The 17,281-nt window shown below is 63.1% G+C and carries 16 protein-coding genes; 5 read left to right on the top strand and 11 right to left on the bottom strand.

The window, feature by feature from the left end; genetic code table 11:
• Positions 1-121 precede the first annotated feature (121 nt).
• Positions 122-1,102 (bottom strand): LysR family transcriptional regulator, encoded by a 981-nt coding sequence (locus tag QPK32_RS20535; RefSeq protein WP_290414658.1) that lies wholly within the window; start codon positions 1,100-1,102, stop codon positions 122-124.
• Between the two features lie 165 nt (positions 1,103-1,267).
• Between QPK32_RS20535 and QPK32_RS20530 the strand changes: the two genes are divergently transcribed.
• A complete protein-coding gene (locus QPK32_RS20530) occupies positions 1,268-1,558 on the top strand; it encodes a hypothetical protein (protein ID WP_290414657.1) in 291 nt (96 codons plus the stop codon).
• Positions 1,559-2,248: 690 nt separating this feature from the next.
• On the opposite strand, the gene QPK32_RS20525 is transcribed toward QPK32_RS20530, so the two are convergent.
• The 6 genes from QPK32_RS20525 to QPK32_RS20500 all read right to left on the bottom strand — a co-directional run bounded on the left by QPK32_RS20525 (position 2,249) and on the right by QPK32_RS20500 (position 6,251).
• Entirely contained in the window at positions 2,249-2,848 is a 600-nt protein-coding gene (locus QPK32_RS20525; protein WP_290414656.1) for a chalcone isomerase family protein, read from the bottom strand.
• A gap of 82 nt (positions 2,849-2,930) precedes the next feature.
• Positions 2,931-3,515 (bottom strand): DUF1003 domain-containing protein, encoded by a 585-nt coding sequence (locus tag QPK32_RS20520; RefSeq protein WP_290414655.1) that lies wholly within the window; start codon positions 3,513-3,515, stop codon positions 2,931-2,933.
• 153 nt (positions 3,516-3,668) lie between these two features.
• The gene (locus QPK32_RS20515; RefSeq protein ID WP_290414654.1) at positions 3,669-3,926 is read right to left on the bottom strand and encodes a YfhL family 4Fe-4S dicluster ferredoxin; all 258 of its coding nucleotides are present in this window, start codon (positions 3,924-3,926) and stop codon (positions 3,669-3,671) included.
• A 17-nt stretch (positions 3,927-3,943) separates the two neighbouring features.
• On the bottom strand, positions 3,944-4,444 hold the full coding sequence (gene coaD / locus QPK32_RS20510; RefSeq protein ID WP_290414653.1) for a pantetheine-phosphate adenylyltransferase: 501 nt from the start codon (positions 4,442-4,444) through the stop codon (positions 3,944-3,946).
• A gap of 135 nt (positions 4,445-4,579) precedes the next feature.
• Positions 4,580-5,224, bottom strand: a complete 645-nt coding sequence (gene rsmD, locus QPK32_RS20505) for a 16S rRNA (guanine(966)-N(2))-methyltransferase RsmD (RefSeq protein ID WP_290414652.1) — start codon at positions 5,222-5,224, stop codon at positions 4,580-4,582.
• A 118-nt stretch (positions 5,225-5,342) separates the two neighbouring features.
• A complete protein-coding gene (locus QPK32_RS20500; RefSeq protein ID WP_290414651.1) occupies positions 5,343-6,251 on the bottom strand; it encodes a DUF6279 family lipoprotein in 909 nt (302 codons plus the stop codon).
• Positions 6,252-6,278: 27 nt separating this feature from the next.
• Between QPK32_RS20500 and glmU the strand changes: the two genes are divergently transcribed.
• On the top strand, positions 6,279-7,655 hold the full coding sequence (gene glmU, locus QPK32_RS20495) for a bifunctional UDP-N-acetylglucosamine diphosphorylase/glucosamine-1-phosphate N-acetyltransferase GlmU (RefSeq protein WP_290414650.1): 1,377 nt from the start codon (positions 6,279-6,281) through the stop codon (positions 7,653-7,655).
• Between the two features lie 362 nt (positions 7,656-8,017).
• Here the strand turns inward: glmU and QPK32_RS20490 are convergent, their stop codons facing one another.
• Positions 8,018-8,491, bottom strand: a complete 474-nt coding sequence (locus QPK32_RS20490) for an Lrp/AsnC family transcriptional regulator (protein WP_290414649.1) — start codon at positions 8,489-8,491, stop codon at positions 8,018-8,020.
• Between the two features lie 147 nt (positions 8,492-8,638).
• Here QPK32_RS20490 and glmS point away from each other — a divergent pair, with 147 nt between their 5' ends.
• Complete coding sequence (glmS, locus tag QPK32_RS20485; protein ID WP_290414648.1) at positions 8,639-10,468, top strand: glutamine--fructose-6-phosphate transaminase (isomerizing); 1,830 nt, start codon at positions 8,639-8,641, stop codon at positions 10,466-10,468.
• 189 nt (positions 10,469-10,657) lie between these two features.
• On the opposite strand, the gene QPK32_RS20480 is transcribed toward glmS, so the two are convergent.
• Both QPK32_RS20480 and QPK32_RS20475 read right to left on the bottom strand, forming a co-directional pair.
• Positions 10,658-11,317, bottom strand: coding sequence for a PEP-CTERM sorting domain-containing protein (locus tag QPK32_RS20480; RefSeq protein WP_290414647.1), 660 nt, complete (start codon positions 11,315-11,317; stop codon positions 10,658-10,660).
• A 131-nt stretch (positions 11,318-11,448) separates the two neighbouring features.
• Entirely contained in the window at positions 11,449-12,879 is a 1,431-nt protein-coding gene (locus QPK32_RS20475) for a cytochrome P450 (protein ID WP_290414646.1), read from the bottom strand.
• A gap of 723 nt (positions 12,880-13,602) precedes the next feature.
• Between QPK32_RS20475 and mqo the strand changes: the two genes are divergently transcribed.
• Positions 13,603-15,303 carry a malate dehydrogenase (quinone) gene (gene mqo / locus QPK32_RS20470; RefSeq protein ID WP_290414645.1) on the top strand — a complete coding sequence of 567 codons (1,701 nt, stop codon included), beginning with the start codon at positions 13,603-13,605 and terminating at the stop codon, positions 15,301-15,303.
• A 220-nt stretch (positions 15,304-15,523) separates the two neighbouring features.
• Positions 15,524-16,417, top strand: a complete 894-nt coding sequence (locus QPK32_RS20465; protein WP_290414644.1) for an AraC family transcriptional regulator — start codon at positions 15,524-15,526, stop codon at positions 16,415-16,417.
• A gap of 28 nt (positions 16,418-16,445) precedes the next feature.
• Here QPK32_RS20465 and QPK32_RS20460 read toward each other — a convergent pair whose 3' ends face one another.
• Positions 16,446-17,237 carry an SDR family NAD(P)-dependent oxidoreductase gene (locus tag QPK32_RS20460; RefSeq protein ID WP_290414643.1) on the bottom strand — a complete coding sequence of 264 codons (792 nt, stop codon included), beginning with the start codon at positions 17,235-17,237 and terminating at the stop codon, positions 16,446-16,448.
• Positions 17,238-17,281 lie beyond the last annotated feature (44 nt).

Raw genomic sequence — 17,281 nt, 5'->3', positions numbered from 1 at the left:
CCGTCTAACAAACCTGGGTCAGTTCACAGGCAGGGGCCCAATATTGCAAGCGCAGCGATAGCGCAAGCAGAACTTGGACCCCTGCCTGCGCAGGGGCGACGATTTTTCGGCTGGCGCTCGCTTACGCGATCTTCTCCATCCGCTCCGTCGTCTCCGACTTCGACGGCAACATCTTCTGTGCCGTAGCGGACATGTTTTCCAAATTCTTGCGCAGCCAGCGGTGCGCCGGGCTGCGGCCGTCGCGTTCGTGCCACAGCATGTCCAGGTGCACGGCCGGCAGCTGGAACGGCAGTTCGCGCCACACCAGCGCATCGGCCGCGCCCGTCGAGGCGATCAGGTGCTTCGGCAGCACGGTCACGAGGTCCGAGTTGGCGACCACGCGACCGGCGGTGAAGAACTGGTTCACGGTCAGCAAAATGCGGCGTTCGCGGCCGATCTGGGCCAGTGCCTCGTCGACGAGGCCGTGGGCGCGGCCCGAGAAGCTCACCAGCAGGTGGTTCGCCTTGCAGTATTCGTCGAGATCCAGCTTGCCCTGGGCCAATGGGTGGTTCTTGCGCATCACCGCGACGTATTCGCCCGAATACAGGCGCTCGTGGCGGATCGGCGAACCGGTTTCGTACGACAGTTGCGCCGCCACGCCCGGGAAGAAGCCGACGGCCAGGTCGATGTCGCCGCGCAACAGCATCGGGCGCGGTTCGCGCGTCGTCAGCGGCACCATGCGGATGTTCACGCCCGGCGCCTCTTTTTCGATCGAACGCACGAGCGAGGGCAGCCACAGCGCGGCGGTGGCGTCGGCCATGGCCATGCGGAAGGTGGCCTGGGCCTTCGACACGTCGAAGGTTTCCGGCATCACGGCCGCTTCCAGCGCGGCCAGCGCCTGGCGTACGGCCGGCCACAGCGCTTCGGCGCGCGGTGTCGGTTTGACGCCGTAGGCCGTACGGATCAGCAATTCGTCGCCCAGGCTCTCGCGCAGGCGTTTGATGGCATTCGACACGGCCGGCTGGGTCATCGCAAGGTGGCCGGCGGCACGTGTCAGGTTTTGCTCGGTCATGACGGCATCGAAGACGCGGAGCAGGTTCAGATCAAGCGTGAGGAAGCTCATGGGACTCCGTTCTTGGATCAAGCAAATGGGAATGGGTGCCAGTGTACCGCATTTCATTCACGATCAATATAATGGCTATCAGAAAGCGTAATTAGAATTATATGTTGCGTTGCACTATAGTTACATCGAACAAATCGATGATCAATTATTGAGTCTGTCTACGTCATGTCTTTCTCTGATGCTTTCTTCCAAACCTCGGTGACGGCGCTGCCCTTCACCCAGGTACTGACGGGCATGGTCCAGCTGACCCTGCTCGCCGGCATACTGATGTTCTTCCGACCGCTGCTGGTCGGTATCGCGCGCGCCCTAGTGCTGGCTGTGCGTCCGCGTTTGACCAAGGACGAACTGGCCGCGCGCCGCAAGCTGCGCAATGCCAAGGCGATCCAGCCGACCCAGGCCGCCAACGACGGCGATGCCGGCGGCGCCGACATCCGCGTCGTGGGTTCGCGCTCCTGATCTTAGCAGTTTAAAACGCTTCCTCCCCTGAAAGCGGCGACCGGACTTCCGGCGCCGCTTTTTTTATGCCTTAAGGCAACACTTCCCGCCATTCTGCGCCGTCCAAGCTGCAAAGACCCGGCTTTCCAGATGCCGGCGCCGTAGTCGCCTCCTCCATCGTCATACCCCGTTTGCAGCATCTTCGCCGGGAAACCCGACCCGAGTTCATGCACCTTGGATGACTTCCGGTTAGCCAGTTTGACCGGCGGTTTCTCGCCTACAAGATTTAACAATGTATCTATGCACATGGAATCATTGAATATATCGAATAATATCCATACTGCATGATGACTACACATTAGCTTACGAATGAACGATATTGATGTGTTTTAGGACAATGACATGAGCTGTGTGCGAGAGGAGGGAAGTATGGCGGTCCGAGTGAGAATGAATCAACTTGGTATCCATATCGGTGTATAAAAACTGACGTTATCTTATAGATGAGAGAAGTTCATATTTGGTATGAAGATATGGATTAGTAAAGGTAATCATCGATCAGTTCGAACACAGAAGCCGTACAAGGCCGCGCCGGTTTCGGACAAGGTCGACTTCATCCCGAAAAATGGGCATCGCGCAGTCAAAAAAATGGGGACGAAAAAAACGCGGCCTCCGGTTGCCCGGGGCCGCGTTTTTAGGGGGAATCGAGGCGAGTTACTTGGCGTCGCCCAGCAAGGCCGGCTTCAAGGAACGGTCGACCGGCCTGTCGCCGAGCCAGATGCGCAGCAGCGCATTGTAGAAAGCCAGGTCCGGGATCGTGTCGCCCAGCTTTTTGCCGTTCAGTTCGCATAAGGTGCCGGTGCCGGGGATCCAGTCGATGTGCAGCACATCGCCCTTCTTGAGCCCCTCGACGGAGGCGAAGATGCCGCCCAGCTTGCTGATCTGGGAGGCGATCTTCGCCTTGTCCGCCTTGTCGACGTTATCGTTGAGGCCATCGGTGAACGCCTTGCCGAAATCCTCGGACGAGACGTCGCGGGCCATCTGCAGCGTGATGCGGCGCGGGCCGTCCTGCTTGAGGATGTCGGGAACGTTGTTCTTCTTTTCGGGCAGGTACAGACCGGCCGCATAGACCTTGAAGACGAGCTTCGTGCGCATGCCGGCGCCGTTGAGCTTCAAGTCCTTGCCGGCAACCTTGGCCGTGTCGTCGAACTTGTAGCCGTCGATGTCGACCGCGGCCAATGCCGGCTGGCCTAGCGTCAGGGCGATGATGAAGCCGGCGGCAAGCGCTTTCAGGCCGGTGCGTCGAGAAATCATGGGTGTCTCCTTGCGTGTTGTGGATGTCCAGCCACTTTATCCACAGAATCACCCACAGGCAACATCATGCTTGGCGCAGCGTTCAATCGGTATCGGCCTGGCGCTCGCGCGACCGGTTGCCCGCTTCGCCATAGGGTTCGTCGTGTTCGCGCTCGATCGCATCCAGCACTTGTTCGGGATCGGCCGGCTTGGCCAGTTCTTCCGCTTCGGGGTCTTCCTGCTGGCGCACGCCGGGCAGGTCGCGCCGCAGGGCCTCCAGCATCTCGATGATCTTGCTCGTCTTTTCCTCGGTGAGCAGGTTGACCTGCAGGTCGAGGTGGGCGTGGTGGTCGGCCAGCACCGACATGCGGTTCTGGCGGATCAGGACGGTGGTGGAAATGATGAAGGCATTCAGGCTGACGAAGCCCTGCAGCCAGAAGAACGGCGGTTCGTCGACCTGGTCCCAGCCCATGTCCGGTGCCATCAGGTTGCCGACAGTCCAGAATACGATGAACAGGATGTTCGCCGCCACGTAGCTGGGGCTGCCGAGGAACAGCGCCACTTTCTCGACGATGCGCTGGGTGGTCGACACGCGTTGCTCATGGCGTGCGTAGAACTCGGAAATGGTCCCGATGTTCTCGCCGACCGAGGTCGGCAGGGGAGCGTTCGGATCGTGGTCGTCGTCCATGAATCCAGCATAGCACGCCAGCTGTGGACAAGTTCGCACGCACAGATTGCATGCACAATGAATGATCCTATTGCGCACGCAATCAAATCGGGAAAACTTATCCACAGCAGACTGTGAAAAAGAAAACGGCCGCGCGAGGCGGCCGTTGCTGGGTCAGGCGGCCTTCTCGGCCGTCAGGCGTTCGTACTTCGCCTGCAATTGTTCGCGCGTTTCGCGCCAGTCCGGATTGAACGGGATGCACGCCACAGGGCAGACTTGCTGGCACTGCGGCTCGTCGAAATGGCCGACGCATTCCGTGCATTTGTGCGGGTCGATCTGGTAGAACTCCTCGCCCATCGAAATCGCTTCGTTCGGGCACTCGGGCTCGCACACGTCGCAATTGATGCAGTCGTCGGTAATCAGCAAAGCCATGGTGAATCTATTGAACCTTATGCTTTCGGCGTGGCCGCGAGCGTGGCGATCTTCTTCTGCAGCCAGCGGTCGACCGAGGGGAACACGAATTTGGACACGTCGCCGCCCAGCATGGCGATCTCGCGCACGATGGTGCCGGAGATGAACTGGTACTGGTCGGACGGAGTCAGGAACAGGGTCTCGACGTCGGGCAGCAGGTAGCGGTTCATGCCCGCCATCTGGAATTCGTACTCGAAGTCGGAAACGGCGCGCAGGCCGCGCACGATCACCCGCGCGTCGTGCGAGCGCACGAAATCCTTGAGCAGGCCGGAAAAGCTCTCGACCTTTACGTTCGGATAATGGCCCAGCACCTCGTTGGCGATTTCCAGGCGTTCGTCGAGCGAGAAGAACGGTTTCTTGTTCTTGCTGTCGGCGACACCGACCACCAGGGTGTCGAACAGACCCGATGCGCGACGCACCAAATCTTCATGGCCGCGGGTCAGCGGATCGAAAGTACCTGGATAAACGGCTACAACCATTGCGGCTCCCTGGAAAATGCACCTGAATAGACGCGCATTATGCCTGAAATTTCGGCAGCCGCCCCGGAATGGGGCGTTGTTTGCTTAAACTTTAAGCAGATTATCACCGCTAGGCGGTGTTTTAGTGCAACTGAGTCAGTCCAGCTTCAGCAGATGGAAGTACACCATGCCGGCCTTGTCGCCGCGCACGAGCTCCCATCCCTGCAGCCACTCCGGCACCTCGTCCGGCATGTCGTCACCTTGCTGCTCCGGAAACGGCAGGCGTTCGCCGGATTCAGCATACACCAGACCGCCTTCCTTCAGCAGGGCGGCGCACAGCGGCAAGGCCTGGCTCAGGAAATCCTGCTGGTAGGGCGGATCGAGGAAGATCACGTCGAAGCGCTGGCCGCGCTGGGCCAGGTCGCGCGCGACGGCGAGCGCATCCGCACGCAGCACCTTGACCTTGTCGGCCTTCAGCTTGTCCTTGATCTGTTCGAGCTGGCGCACGACGGGGCCGACGGTATCGACCATGGTCACGGAGCGGGCGCCGCGGCTGGCCGCCTCGAAACCGAGGGCGCCGCTGCCGGCGAACAGGTCGAGGACGTCGGCCTGGTTCCAGTCGGCATCCATCTGGTGGTTGATCCAGTTGAAGACGGTTTCGCGCACGCGGTCCGGGGTCGGGCGCAGGCCGAAGGCATCGAGGACGGGGAGCGGGGTGCGTTTCCAGTCGCCGCCGATGATGCGGACTTGTTGCGGCGGGCCGGGACGGCGCGGGTAGGAGTGGGAGGGCTTCTTTTGCATGGCGGGACTATAGCATGCAGGGAAGCGGGTATTTCGGAGGGATGGTGGGCACGTGGTGCCCACCCTACGGCCAAAGCGTGACGACTTTTGAATGGTGGGCACCATGTGCCCACCATCCTCACTTGCCGGCCGCGAGCGAATTCAGATCGTCGATCCAGCCCTGCATGCGTTTCTGTGCATGCGCCTTCTGTTCCGGCGTCGTCAGCTTGACCGCCGCGACGATGAATTTCGACGTGCTGTCGACATAGCTGTCATAGAACGCCTTGCGTTCCGGCGCGTCCATGCGGTCGAAGAAGTCGCGCAGCAGGCCGTGCACCGCCGACATCGTCTGTTCCTTGTTCAGCTTTTCCTGCTGGATGCGGCGCAAGGTGGCGACGATCTTCTTCTGGCGCAGCATGCGCTCCTGCAGGAAGACCTCGTCGTCGAGCGGACGCGCATCGGACAGCTTGCGCAACTGCGCTTCCTGCTCGCGGCTGAAGCTGCCGAACCACAGGTTGAACTGTTCCATCGTCTTCTTGAAGTGTTCCTTCTGCCGGTCTTCGACGCTGCCGCTGATGAATTTCTTGCGGTAGTCGTTATTGTTCTTGGCAAATTTCTTCTCCATTTGCTCGATCTGGTCCGGCTTGATCGACATGGCGAGGTCGGCCAGGTCCGGCAAGGCCTTGAAGGCGAGCAGTTCGGTACGCGCCTTGATGTCGCGGTAGTCGCCCAGCAGCTCGTCCTGGGTGACGTTGCCGTCGGCCAGCTGGCGCTGCATCTTGCCCAGCAGGCCGGCATAGTCGCGCAGCTGGGTCGAGCGGTGCCACTGGAACAGTTTATCGATGTCTTTCTTGACCCAGTCCGACTGGTCGCTGTCGAGGTCGAGATAAGCGTTCAGCCACCAGTACAGCAGCGTGTCGCCGTGGTTGTAGGTGAAGCGGATCGTGCTGCAGCCGGCCGCGAGCACCATCAGGCCGATAAGGAACAGCGTGCGCACGCGCTGGATCAGGGAAGTTTGCTGTAATAGGGGCGTGTTAAACTTTTTCATCTTTATTAACTCGATTGAGAACGGCTTATGAACGTAGTCATCCTCGCCGCCGGCATGGGCAAACGCATGCAGTCCGCCTTGCCGAAAGTCTTGCATCCACTGGCCGGGAAGCCGCTGTTGCAGCATGTTATCGACACCGCACTCAGCCTGAACCCGAGCAAATTATGCGTGATTTACGGACACGGCGGCGCAGCGGTGCCGACTGCCGTCCAGGGCTGGGGAAGCGAAGCCGGCATCGCCATCGACACGGCGCTGCAGCAGCCGCAGCTGGGTACCGGCCATGCCGTGATGCAGGCCCTGCCGCAGATCGACGAGGATGCGCCGACGCTGGTGCTGTACGGCGACGTCCCGCTGACCACGGCCGATTCGCTGCGCCGCCTGGTCGAGGCCGCTGGTAACGACAAGCTGGCGATCCTGACCGTCGAGCAGGCCAATCCCTTCGGCCTGGGCCGCATCGTGCGCGAAGACGGCCGCATCGTGCGCATCGTCGAGGAAAAGGATGCGAGCGAAGCCGAGCGTGCCATCAAGGAAATCAATAGCGGCATCATGGTGATCCCGACCCGCCACCTGACCGGCTGGCTGAATGCGCTCAAGAACGACAATGCCCAGGGCGAGTACTACCTGACCGACATCGTGGCGCAGGCCGTGGCGAACGGCGTGCCCGTCGTATCGAGCCAGCCCGGCGCCGAGTGGGAAGTCGCGGGCGTGAACAGCAAGGTGCAGCTGGCCGAGCTGGAGCGCCGCCACCAGCTGAACATCGCCACGCGCCTGCTCGAGCAGGGGGTGACGCTGATGGATCCGGCGCGCATCGACGTGCGCGGCGAGCTCGTGTGCGGGCGAGACGTGACCATCGACGTCGGCTGCGTGTTCGAGGGCCGCGTGGAACTGGGCGACGGCGTGACCGTCGGCGCCAACTGCGTGCTGGTCGACACCAGGGTCGCGGCCGGCGCCCAGGTAAAACCGTTCTGCCACTTCGAGGAGGCGATCGTCGGCGAACAATCGGTCATCGGCCCGTATGCGCGCCTGCGTCCCGGTACCGAACTGGGCCAGGATGTCCACATCGGCAACTTCGTCGAGGTCAAGAACAGCAAGGTCGCCGCGCACAGCAAGGCGAACCACCTGGCCTACGTGGGCGATGCCGACGTCGGCTCGCGCGTGAACATCGGCGCCGGCACCATCACCTGCAACTACGATGGCGCGAACAAGCACCGCACGGTCATCGAGGACGACGCCTTCATCGGCAGCGACAGCCAGCTGGTGGCGCCCGTCACCGTCGGCAAGGGCGCGACGCTGGGCGCCGGCACCACGCTGACCAAGAATGCGCCGGCCGGCAAGCTGACGATTTCGCGTCCGAAGCAGCTCACGGTCGAAAACTGGCAGCGCCCCGTCAAGGTCAAGAAGTAAGCCCCCTCCTCCTCTTCGCTGTGCCTGTCCACCGGATGGGCACAGCGTATCAACACCTCTTCCCCAGCAAAATCACAGCTTGAGCACAGCCAGGTGCACAGGAAAACCACAGCCTGGTCCACCGTCTGTGCACATGGTGTTCCACTGGCTATGCACAGGGATGTCAACCGCTCTTCCACAGCGGTATCCACAAAGTCATCCACAAGCCTGCCGCATCCCGGTATCGAGGGTGGTTGCCGCAAAGCCTTGTGCGATGCGGGGTGCGGCCTCTAGTCGGTATGCGCCCGGAATAAGGGCATGGCTGGAACGGCTGGGTTATCCACAGGAGGGTGTGGATGAATGTGGATGGTTTTCCACTGCCGTCAGACGGCGATGCGCGTTTCGAACTTGCTGCGGAAGGTCGAGAAATAGGCTTTGACGTTGCGTACATTGCTATGGGTGGTGAACAGGCGGTGCGCCAGCGCGTGGTAGGCCGGCATGTCCGCCACCTGCACCATGAGCACGAAATCCGGACCAGGCGATACCCGGTAGCATTGCAGCACGGCCGCCTCGTCGGCGACGACGTTTTCGAACTCTTCCATGCGGTCGGCTGCCTGCACGTCGAGCGTGATCTCGACGATGGCCGTCAGCCTGGCGCCCACCTTGTCCGGTGCCACGATGGCGACTTGCCTTTCGATAACACCGTTTTCCGTGAGCTGTTTGACCCGGCGCAGGCACGTCGGCTGCGACACGTGGACAAGTTCAGCCAGCTCTGCATTGGTATGCGAGGCATCAATTTGCAGGGCATTCAGGATGCGACGATCGATATCGTCTAGTTGTTCGGTAGTTTCTGACATTTTTATAAAATATTTCGACGTATTTGAAATAATATTTCATCGTGAGCTTAGCATGAAATATTATTTCAAAAGTGGCTGCGCACTGAAAGCTTATTTCATCCTGAATGTTCTACAGTTGTTGCGTTAGTTAAATTCTTGGAGAGTCCCATGTGCGGTATCGTCGGCGCCGTTGCCCAGCGCAACATCACCCCCATCCTGATCGAAGGCTTGAAGCGTCTCGAGTATCGTGGCTACGATTCCTGCGGCGTCGCGCTGCACGTGGATGGCAACCTGGCCCGTTCGCGCAGCACCTCGCGCGTGGCCGACCTCGAGACGCAAGTCCGCGAAACGGGCCTGGAAGGTTTCACCGGCATCGCCCACACCCGCTGGGCCACGCACGGCGCGCCGGCCACCAAGAATGCCCACCCGCACTTTTCGCCGAGCGAAGAGAATGCGCGCATCGCCCTGGTCCATAACGGCATCATCGAGAACCACGACGAGCTGCGCGCCGAGCTGACCGCCCTCGGCTATGTGTTCCAGAGCCAGACCGACACCGAAGTCATCGCCCACCTCGTCGACCACATGTACGACGGCGATTTGTTCGACACCGTCCAGCAGGCCGTCAAGCGCCTGCACGGCGCCTATGCGATCGCCGTGTTCTGCCGCGAAGAGCCGCACCGCGTCGTGGCCGCGCGCCAGGGCTCGCCGCTGATCGTCGGCCTGGGCAACGGCGAGAACTTCGTCGCCTCCGACGCGATGGCGCTGGCCGGTACCACCGACCAGATCATCTACCTGGAAGAAGGCGACGTGGTCGACCTGCAGCTGGCTCGCTACTGGATCGTCGACGCCAACGGCCGCCCGGCCGAGCGCGAAGTCAAGACGGTGCATGCGCACACGGGCGCGGCCGAGCTGGGCCCGTACCGCCACTACATGCAGAAGGAAATCTTCGAGCAGCCGCGCGTCGTCGGCGACACCCTCGAAGGCGTCACCGGCATCATGCCGGAACTGTTCGGCGACCAGGCCTACCGCGTGTTCAAGGAAATCGACCGCGTGCTGATCCTGGCCTGCGGCACCAGCTACTACGCCGGCCTGACGGCGAAATACTGGATCGAATCGGTGGCCCAGCTGCCGGTGAACGTCGAGATCGCCAGCGAATACCGCTACCGCGACAGCGTCCCGCACCCGAACACGCTGGTCGTGACGATCTCGCAGTCCGGAGAAACGGCCGACACCTTGGCCGCGCTGAAGCATGCGCGCAGCCTGGGCATGGTCAACACGCTGACCATCTGCAACGTCGCCACCAGCGCGATGGTGCGCGAGTGCAAGCTGGCCTACATCACCCGCGCCGGCGTCGAAGTGGGCGTCGCCTCCACCAAGGCCTTCACCACGCAGCTGGCCGCGCTGTTCCTGCTGACGCTGACGCTGGCGCAAGTGAACGGCCGCCTGACGGACGAGCAGGAAGCCAACTACCTGAAGCAGATGCGCCACCTGCCGGTGGCATTGAGCTCGGTGCTGGCGCTGGAGCCGCAGGTCATCGCCTGGGCCGAGGAATTCGCGCGCAAGGAAAACGCCCTGTTCCTGGGCCGCGGCATGCACTACCCGATCGCCCTGGAAGGCGCGCTGAAGCTGAAGGAAATCTCGTACATCCACGCCGAAGCCTATCCGGCCGGCGAGCTGAAGCACGGCCCGCTGGCGCTCGTGACGGAAGAAATGCCCGTGGTGACGATCGCCCCGAACGACGCGCTGCTGGAAAAGCTGAAGTCGAACATGCAGGAAGTGCGCGCCCGCGGCGGCCAGCTGTACGTGTTCGCCGACGTCGATTCGCGCATCACGTCGGGCGACGGCCTGCACGTGATCCGCCTGCCGGAGAACTATGGCCTGTTGTCGCCGATCCTGCACGTGGCGGCGCTGCAGCTGCTGGCGTACCACACGGCGCTGGCGCGCGGGACCGACGTCGACAAGCCGAGGAATCTGGCGAAGTCGGTGACGGTCGAGTAAGGGGCGAGTAAGGGGCGAGTAAGGGTCGAGTAAGGGTCGAGTAAGCGGCACGATGACGCGGCCCGATTGTGGACAAACAATCAGGTCGAACACAAAGCAATACAGTTTGCTACACCGTCGGCCGAACCATTCCGTCGTGTTGAACCCATGTGCCTCTTGTTGGCACATGGGACGACCGCGGAAGACCATTCAACGCCTGCGCCGTGCCGCTGCTCCCAGCAGACCCAGCCCTGCCAGGGCCAAGGCCATCATCGACGGCTCGGGCACCGCGCCGACGACGTAGGTATAGCCGCTGTAGCCGTTGTTGGACGAGATGGTGCCGCCGGTGTCGTACGTTTCAAGCGTGTAATAGAAACGCCCGTCCCCACTATTGGCGAGCAGCCCCAGCGGCACGTCGAAACTGAACACGTTGTCGGCGCCCAGGATATAGCCTGCGCGCGCTTCCACCGATCCCCAGCCGTTCGCCGACCACGGCCCGGGCCAGCTGCTTGAGCGCACCTTGATGTATTCGAGTTCGCCGGTGCTTGGGACCGCTGCCACGGACAGGACGGCCGAGCCGCCCTCGGGCAGTCCGCCCCAGCCTACGCGCGCGGCGTCGAAGAAGGGCAGCGTGCCGTTGTCGTCGGTCCAGATCTGGAAACTGTCGACCTGGCGCCCAGCGGCGTCGAGGGTGGTCAGGTCTGGCGCGCGGTTGAAGCCGATCGCGAAATGCACGTTGTCGCGGCTGGTATCGACCGTCGTGCGGTACCACAGCGGTTCGAGGGGAGCGGCAAGGGCCTGACCGCCAGCGAGGATGCCGAAGCAAGTGATGGAAAGGGTGACAGCGTGACGCACATGTGTCGAAGTCATGGCAACTCCTGCCGGGTGGAGGATGGAGGGGGAAGCGAGCCCAAGGGATTATGCGCCGCCATGTGGCGGCGCAGCGCGCCGTTGCCCGGCCTTGGAAAAAGCGCCCGGCAAAGCGCAGTGGCGGCTTTTTCCTAGTCGACGAAGCGGAAACGCAGGCGGTAATTGTCCAGCGTACCCGGCAAGCGCGCCGGATCCAATTCCCTTCCTGGCGCCAGCCGGAACGACCTGCCTTCGACCAGCGCGGCCAGCATCATGCTCGTCAGCATCAGCACCAGGTTGCGCGCCGGGCAGGTTGCGGGACCGCCGCTGAACGGGATCAGGGGCCAATCGCGGTGTTCGACCTCTACCTTCCCCTCATCGAGCCATAATTCGGGCGTAAAACGGTCGGCATACGGCAGGCGTTCATCGTCGCGGTGGAAGAAAGGGGCGAACAGCAGGATGCCGGTGCCGGCGGGCATCCTGCCCCGTTCCCAGTCGGTGGCGACGGTCGTCTGGCGCAGGATGGCGGGCGTCGTCGGCCACAGGCGCAGCGCTTCCAGCACGGTCGCGCGCAGCAAGGGCAGGTCGTGGCGCCGCTCGCTCCGCTCGTGCAACTCCGCGCGCACGCGCTCGGCATGGTGCGGGTGGCTGGCCAGCAGGGCCAGTGCGCGGAACGTCGCCATGCCGGCGGCATCGAACGCGAACAGCCATTGCGGGACCTGCTGGTGGGGCTGCGTCTTGCCGGTCGTCGGCATGCGCGCGGCGACGGCGGCCAGGCTGCCCGCTTCGGCGCGGTCGAGGTAGTCCCGGATGCGCGCGAAGAAGCGGGCCTGCACGGCGCGCTTCTGCGGATGCAGGAACGCCCAGTTCGCGGCCTTGCGCAACTGCACCGTCATGTCGTTGAGTTCCTGGTCGTCGCGGGCGCCGTCGCCGAACACCACGCGCCGCACGAGCGGATACCAGCCCGAAGCGAAGGCGTCCCAGTCCAGTTCGCCGCGTGCGCGTGCCCGCTCCATGATGCGTGCCGCTTCCTCGCCGATCTTCGCGGCGAAGCTGTCCGCCAGATGGTGCACCGCGCGTTCGTGCTCGAGCACGCCCTCGTTGAAGCGGCGCCGGTCGGCGCGCTCGGCGCCCTGCGATACCAGGACGCCCTGCGGCTCGAAATGCGCGAGCGCGGCCCGCTTTTCGCTGCTGGCGGCGGCGAACGGTTCCGGCGTCTCGTCGAGCACGCGGCGCACGTGCTCGGGCGCCAGCACGACGGCCTGCCGGCGGATCGGCAGGCGCAGCATCAGCGGACCGGAGCCGTATTTGGCGCGCAGCGCCTGCAAGCGCCGCACCGCGCGCCGGTCCAGTTCCAGGCGTTCGGCGAGCGCCACCACCGGCGGACGGCGGATGATCACACCCTTGGCGATGGTCGGCGCGACGACGTCGAGCGACACGGCGAGCGTATCGAGCAGGCTGGCACGGGGAAGCATCGCGTCGGCAGCGTGCGATCGCGCGAGCAGCCGTCCCGCGGCGACCCCCGCACCGAATACGCCCAGCACGCCGGCGGCAAACAGCAGGTCCTGCTTGGTTCGTTTCATGCGTCATGTCTCCGAATGGCTGGGCAAGGGGGTCATGGGAAGGCTCTGTATGCCCAGCCTGCCTTGCCGACTCTACGTGAACTGCGGACGCGGCGACGCAGGCTTGCACGCCTGCAAGCACGACGAACTGGCGTCGACGCACCGGTATCGGCCTCGATCCGAAGCTTTTAAGCGCGATGACAGGAGTATCCCTACTGGCGGCAGGGGCTCGGGCAGGCAGTGCGACAGAACCGTCGCAGGAACGAAAAGCACAAGCAACGGGGAGGCCCGCATGCAATATTTGTGCAAATGCCCAGGTTTGGATACAAATAGACGCGCCATGAACGCATGTTCAATATGAATGACGCGACTCATCTATAAGATATAAAACGTAATTTATACCTGTTATTCGGAAATATAATTTTCGTCGAAGATATTTGGATGAATATAATTCGCCTGTCCTTAGGGGCATATCGTCCACTCAATGGATGCAGAGGAAGGGTTGCCGGGCTGATTGTTCAGTAATGTGCACATCTTCTTTCGCTCGCCTCCTGTCGCAGCCCAGCACCCGCTGCGACGTCGCCTTCCTTCCGCGTCGTGCCGCCGGATGCTTTCCCAGCCAATGAAAGCAGGATCCGCCGCATGCTCTTCGCGACACATTTCCATGTTCCCAAGGGGGACCATGGAAATGTGCCGGCATGGGAGCCATTGATCGTGTCACTCACTATTTTTTTGTAATCCATCATGCGTAAATCACTGATCGTCGTACTCACCAGCCTCGCCCTCGCGTCGTGCAGCAAGACGCCTCCCGCTTCGGACCAGCCGGTCGACGTCCTGCTGGTCGGCGCAGGCGTCATGAGCGCCACGCTCGGCACCCTGCTCGAGGAACTGCAACCGGACCTGAAGATCCAGATGGTCGAGCGCCTCGACGCCGTCGGCGCCGAGAGTTCCGATTCGATGAACAATGCCGGTACCGGCCACTCGGGCTTCGCCGAACTGAACTACACGCCGGAGAAGGAAGACGGCAGCATCGAGACCAAGAAAGCCGTCGACATCAACGAACAGTTCGAAGTGTCGAAGCAGTTCTGGGCCTACCAGGTGCAGAAGAAATACCTGGGCGATCCGCGCACCTTCATCAACAACGTGCCGCACATGACGTTCGTGTGGGGTGACGACAATATCAACTACCTGCGCAAGCGCTACGCCGCCCTGCAGAAGGAAAACCTGTTCAAGGGCATGCTGTACAGCGAAGACCAGGAACAGATCCGTACCTGGGCGCCGCTGGTCATGAATGGCCGCGACAAGAACCAGAAAGTGGCCGCCACCCGCATGGACATCGGCACCGACGTCAACTACGGCACGCTGACCCGCAGCATGGTCAAGCACCTGACCGACACCGGTATGCAATTGAGCCTGCGCCACCAGGTCGAGGACATCAAGCGCGGCGACGACGGCATCTGGAACGTCACCGTCAAGAACCTGGCCGACGGCACCGAAAAGACCGTGCGCAGCAAATTCGTCTTCATCGGCGCCGGCGGCGCGGCCCTGCCGCTGCTGGAAAAGACCCAGATCCCCGAAGCCAAGGGCTACGGCGGCTTCCCGGTCGGCGGGCAGTGGCTGGTGACGACCAACCAGGAAGTCATCAAGCAGCACTGGGCGAAGGTGTACGGCAAGGCCTCGGTCGGCTCGCCGCCGATGTCGGTCCCACACCTCGACACCCGTATCATCAATGGCAAGCAGGCGCTGCTCTTCGGCCCGTTCGCGACCTTCTCGACCAAGTACCTCAAGAACGGTTCCTGGATCGACATGCCGGCTGCCGTGAATACCGGTAACGTCCGTCCGATGGTGCAGGCTGGCTGGGACAATATCCCGCTGACCAAGTACCTCGTCCAGCAGGTGATGCTGACCCCGGAAGAGCGCCTGGCCACCTTGCGCGACTACCTGCCGAACGCCAAGATGGAAGACTGGACCCTGCAGAACGCCGGCCAGCGCGTGCAGGTCATCAAGGACGATCCGAAGAAGGGCGGCATCCTGCAGTTCGGTACCGAAGTGGTCGCCTCCGCCGACGGTTCGATGACCGCGCTGCTGGGCGCGTCGCCGGGTGCGTCGACGGCTGCCCCGATCATGATGAAGGTGCTCGAGAAGTCGGCATTCCGCGACCAGCTCAAGACGCCGGCATGGCAGGCCAAGATGAAGGAGATCGTGCCGTCCTATGGCCGCAAGCTGAACGGCGACGCCGTGTACGCCAACCAGATCCGCCAGTACAGCAGCAGCAACCTGGGCCTGAAGGCGTTCACGCTGGACGCCGCCGGCAAGGCAACGCCTGCCGAGATCGCCGCCACGGCGACCGTGCCCGCCGCAGCCCTGCCTGCGCCGGTTGCCCAGGACGCCAAGGACGCCCAGGTCGCCGCAGCCGCTCCGGCTGCCGCGGTTGCCGTGCACTGATCCGCAGTCCCCGGCGGTTGCGGCGTTCCCCGCAGCCGCCAACCCCGACGGACGGCGACCGGCTTACCGGCGCCGTCCGTTTGACGTCGGGATTGCCGTCACGGCATCTGCCACCGGGACGTTCGTCCCGTTGGCCGGAATCTCTCCGCTTTTTGCCTGATCCTCCCATTTCCGTTCCTGGCAGTTTCCTTGCGCATGGAGGGGGATTACCATGGACCGCATGGACACTTCCCTCCTCGATGCAGTCCGCCATCATGCGGACGTTCATGCCGGTGCCGACGGCGCCGCCCGCACCCCGATCACCGGGCTTACCGCCATCCGTGCGACGGCGCGTACCGAACTGAGCTACCAGATCCCGCGTCCCCTCGTGTGCCTGGTCCTGCAGGGTGCCAAGCACGTCACCATGGGCCAGCAATCGTTCACCTTCCGCGCCGGCGATTCGCTCTTGATCACGGCCGACGTGCCCACGGTGAGCCAGATCGTGGAAGCGAGCCTGGCCGCGCCCTATTATTCGCTGGTGATGGACCTCGATCCGGCCGTCATCGCCGAGCTGGCGACGGAGATGGCGGCGATCGCGCAGGGCGACGACACGCCCGTGAAGATCGAGACGACGGACAGCCACGTTGCCGATGCCGCGCTGCGCCTGATGCGCCTGCTCGAGCGGCCGGCCTCGCTGCCGGTACTGCAGGGATCGCTCGTGCGCGAGTTCCACTATTGGCTGCTGGCCGGGCGCCATGGCGCGGCGATCCGCCGGCTGGGTTTGCCCGACAGCCGCGTGCGCCGCATCGCGCGTGCCGTGGCGCTGCTGCGCGCCGAGTATGCGCAGCGCCTGCCGGTCGAGCGGCTGGCCGCGGTGGCGGGCATGAGCCCCTCCGCCTTCCACCAGCACTTCCGCGCCGTGACGTCGTTGTCGCCGCTGCAGTTCCAGAAGCAGCTGCGCCTGATCGAGGCGCGCCGCCTGATGCTGGCCGACGGCGTGAATGCCAGCAACGCGGCATTCACGGTCGGCTACGAAAGCGTGCAGCAATTTACGCGCGAGTACGGGCGCATGTTCGGGATGCCGCCCGTGCGCGAGGTCGCGGCCGCGTACAGCCGCATGCACGCGGCGGCCTGATACGGCATCAACGGTCGATCCACCGGCGTCAGATGGTCTGGCCCCCGGAGACCTCGATGCGCTGGGCATTGATCCAGCGGTTATCCTCTTTCAACAGGTTGGCGATCATCGGACCGATGTCGTCGGGCATGCCGACGCGTCCCAGTGTCGTCATGTCGGCGAACGCCCGGTTCAGGTCGGGCATGTCGCGCACGGCGCCGCCGAGGAAATCGGTCTCGATCGCACCCGGCGCCACCGTGTTGACGGCAATGCCGCGCTTGCCCAGTTCCTTCGCCAGGTAGACGCTCAGCACTTCCACCGCTCCCTTGACCGCGGAATAGGCGGCAAATCCCGGATACGAGACGCGGGTGAGGCCTGTGGACAGATTGACGATCCGGCCGCCATCCGCCAGCAGGGGCAGCAGGGCCTGCGTCAGGAAGAACACGCCCTTGAAGTGGACGTCGACCAGCTTGTCGAACTGCGCTTCGGTGGTCTCCTCGATCAGGGCCATGTCGCCATGGCCGGCATTGTTGACGAGGTGGTCGAAGCGGTCGCGCTGCCAGACGTCGCGCAGGCCGGCACGCACGTTTTCCACGAACAGCGGGAAACCGGCCGTGTCGCCGATATCCAGCCTCAGGGCAAGCGCCTTGCGGCCCAGCGCGCGGATCTCCGCCACCACCGCTTCGGCATCGTCCGTCCGTTGCTGGTAGGTGACGATGACGTCGCCGCCGCGACGGGCGATGTGCAGCGCGGTGTTGCGACCAAGACCGCGGCTGGCGCCGGTGACGATGGCAATCTTGCTTGCGCCGTCGTTGGCGTTGTTGTTGGTATCGTTGTTCATGGTGTGCTCCCGATGTGCGTTGAAGGAGCACCCAGTATCCGGCG

The organism is Massilia sp. YIM B02763, from assembly GCF_030412015.1.
Taxonomy (GTDB): domain Bacteria; phylum Pseudomonadota; class Gammaproteobacteria; order Burkholderiales; family Burkholderiaceae_D; genus Telluria.
Note: the sequence above shows the minus strand (reverse complement) of the source record. Positions and strands in the feature narration are given on the sequence as shown.

Coding starts and splice junctions, on each gene's coding strand:
- QPK32_RS20520 (WP_290414655.1), bottom strand. CDS start 3,515: ATGGACGACGACCACGATCCGAACGCTCCCCTGCCGACCTCGGTCGGC.
- QPK32_RS20525 (WP_290414656.1), bottom strand. CDS start 2,848: ATGATTTCTCGACGCACCGGCCTGAAAGCGCTTGCCGCCGGCTTCATC.
- QPK32_RS20465 (WP_290414644.1), top strand. CDS start 15,524: ATGGACACTTCCCTCCTCGATGCAGTCCGCCATCATGCGGACGTTCAT.
- QPK32_RS20490 (WP_290414649.1), bottom strand. CDS start 8,491: ATGTCAGAAACTACCGAACAACTAGACGATATCGATCGTCGCATCCTG.
- QPK32_RS20515 (WP_290414654.1), bottom strand. CDS start 3,926: ATGGCTTTGCTGATTACCGACGACTGCATCAATTGCGACGTGTGCGAG.
- QPK32_RS20480 (WP_290414647.1), bottom strand. CDS start 11,317: ATGACTTCGACACATGTGCGTCACGCTGTCACCCTTTCCATCACTTGC.
- QPK32_RS20460 (WP_290414643.1), bottom strand. CDS start 17,237: ATGAACAACGATACCAACAACAACGCCAACGACGGCGCAAGCAAGATT.
- QPK32_RS20530 (WP_290414657.1), top strand. CDS start 1,268: ATGTCTTTCTCTGATGCTTTCTTCCAAACCTCGGTGACGGCGCTGCCC.
- QPK32_RS20475 (WP_290414646.1), bottom strand. CDS start 12,879: ATGAAACGAACCAAGCAGGACCTGCTGTTTGCCGCCGGCGTGCTGGGC.
- glmU (WP_290414650.1), top strand. CDS start 6,279: ATGAACGTAGTCATCCTCGCCGCCGGCATGGGCAAACGCATGCAGTCC.
- QPK32_RS20535 (WP_290414658.1), bottom strand. CDS start 1,102: ATGAGCTTCCTCACGCTTGATCTGAACCTGCTCCGCGTCTTCGATGCC.
- QPK32_RS20500 (WP_290414651.1), bottom strand. CDS start 6,251: ATGAAAAAGTTTAACACGCCCCTATTACAGCAAACTTCCCTGATCCAG.
- mqo (WP_290414645.1), top strand. CDS start 13,603: ATGCGTAAATCACTGATCGTCGTACTCACCAGCCTCGCCCTCGCGTCG.
- rsmD (WP_290414652.1), bottom strand. CDS start 5,224: ATGCAAAAGAAGCCCTCCCACTCCTACCCGCGCCGTCCCGGCCCGCCG.
- coaD (WP_290414653.1), bottom strand. CDS start 4,444: ATGGTTGTAGCCGTTTATCCAGGTACTTTCGATCCGCTGACCCGCGGC.
- glmS (WP_290414648.1), top strand. CDS start 8,639: ATGTGCGGTATCGTCGGCGCCGTTGCCCAGCGCAACATCACCCCCATC.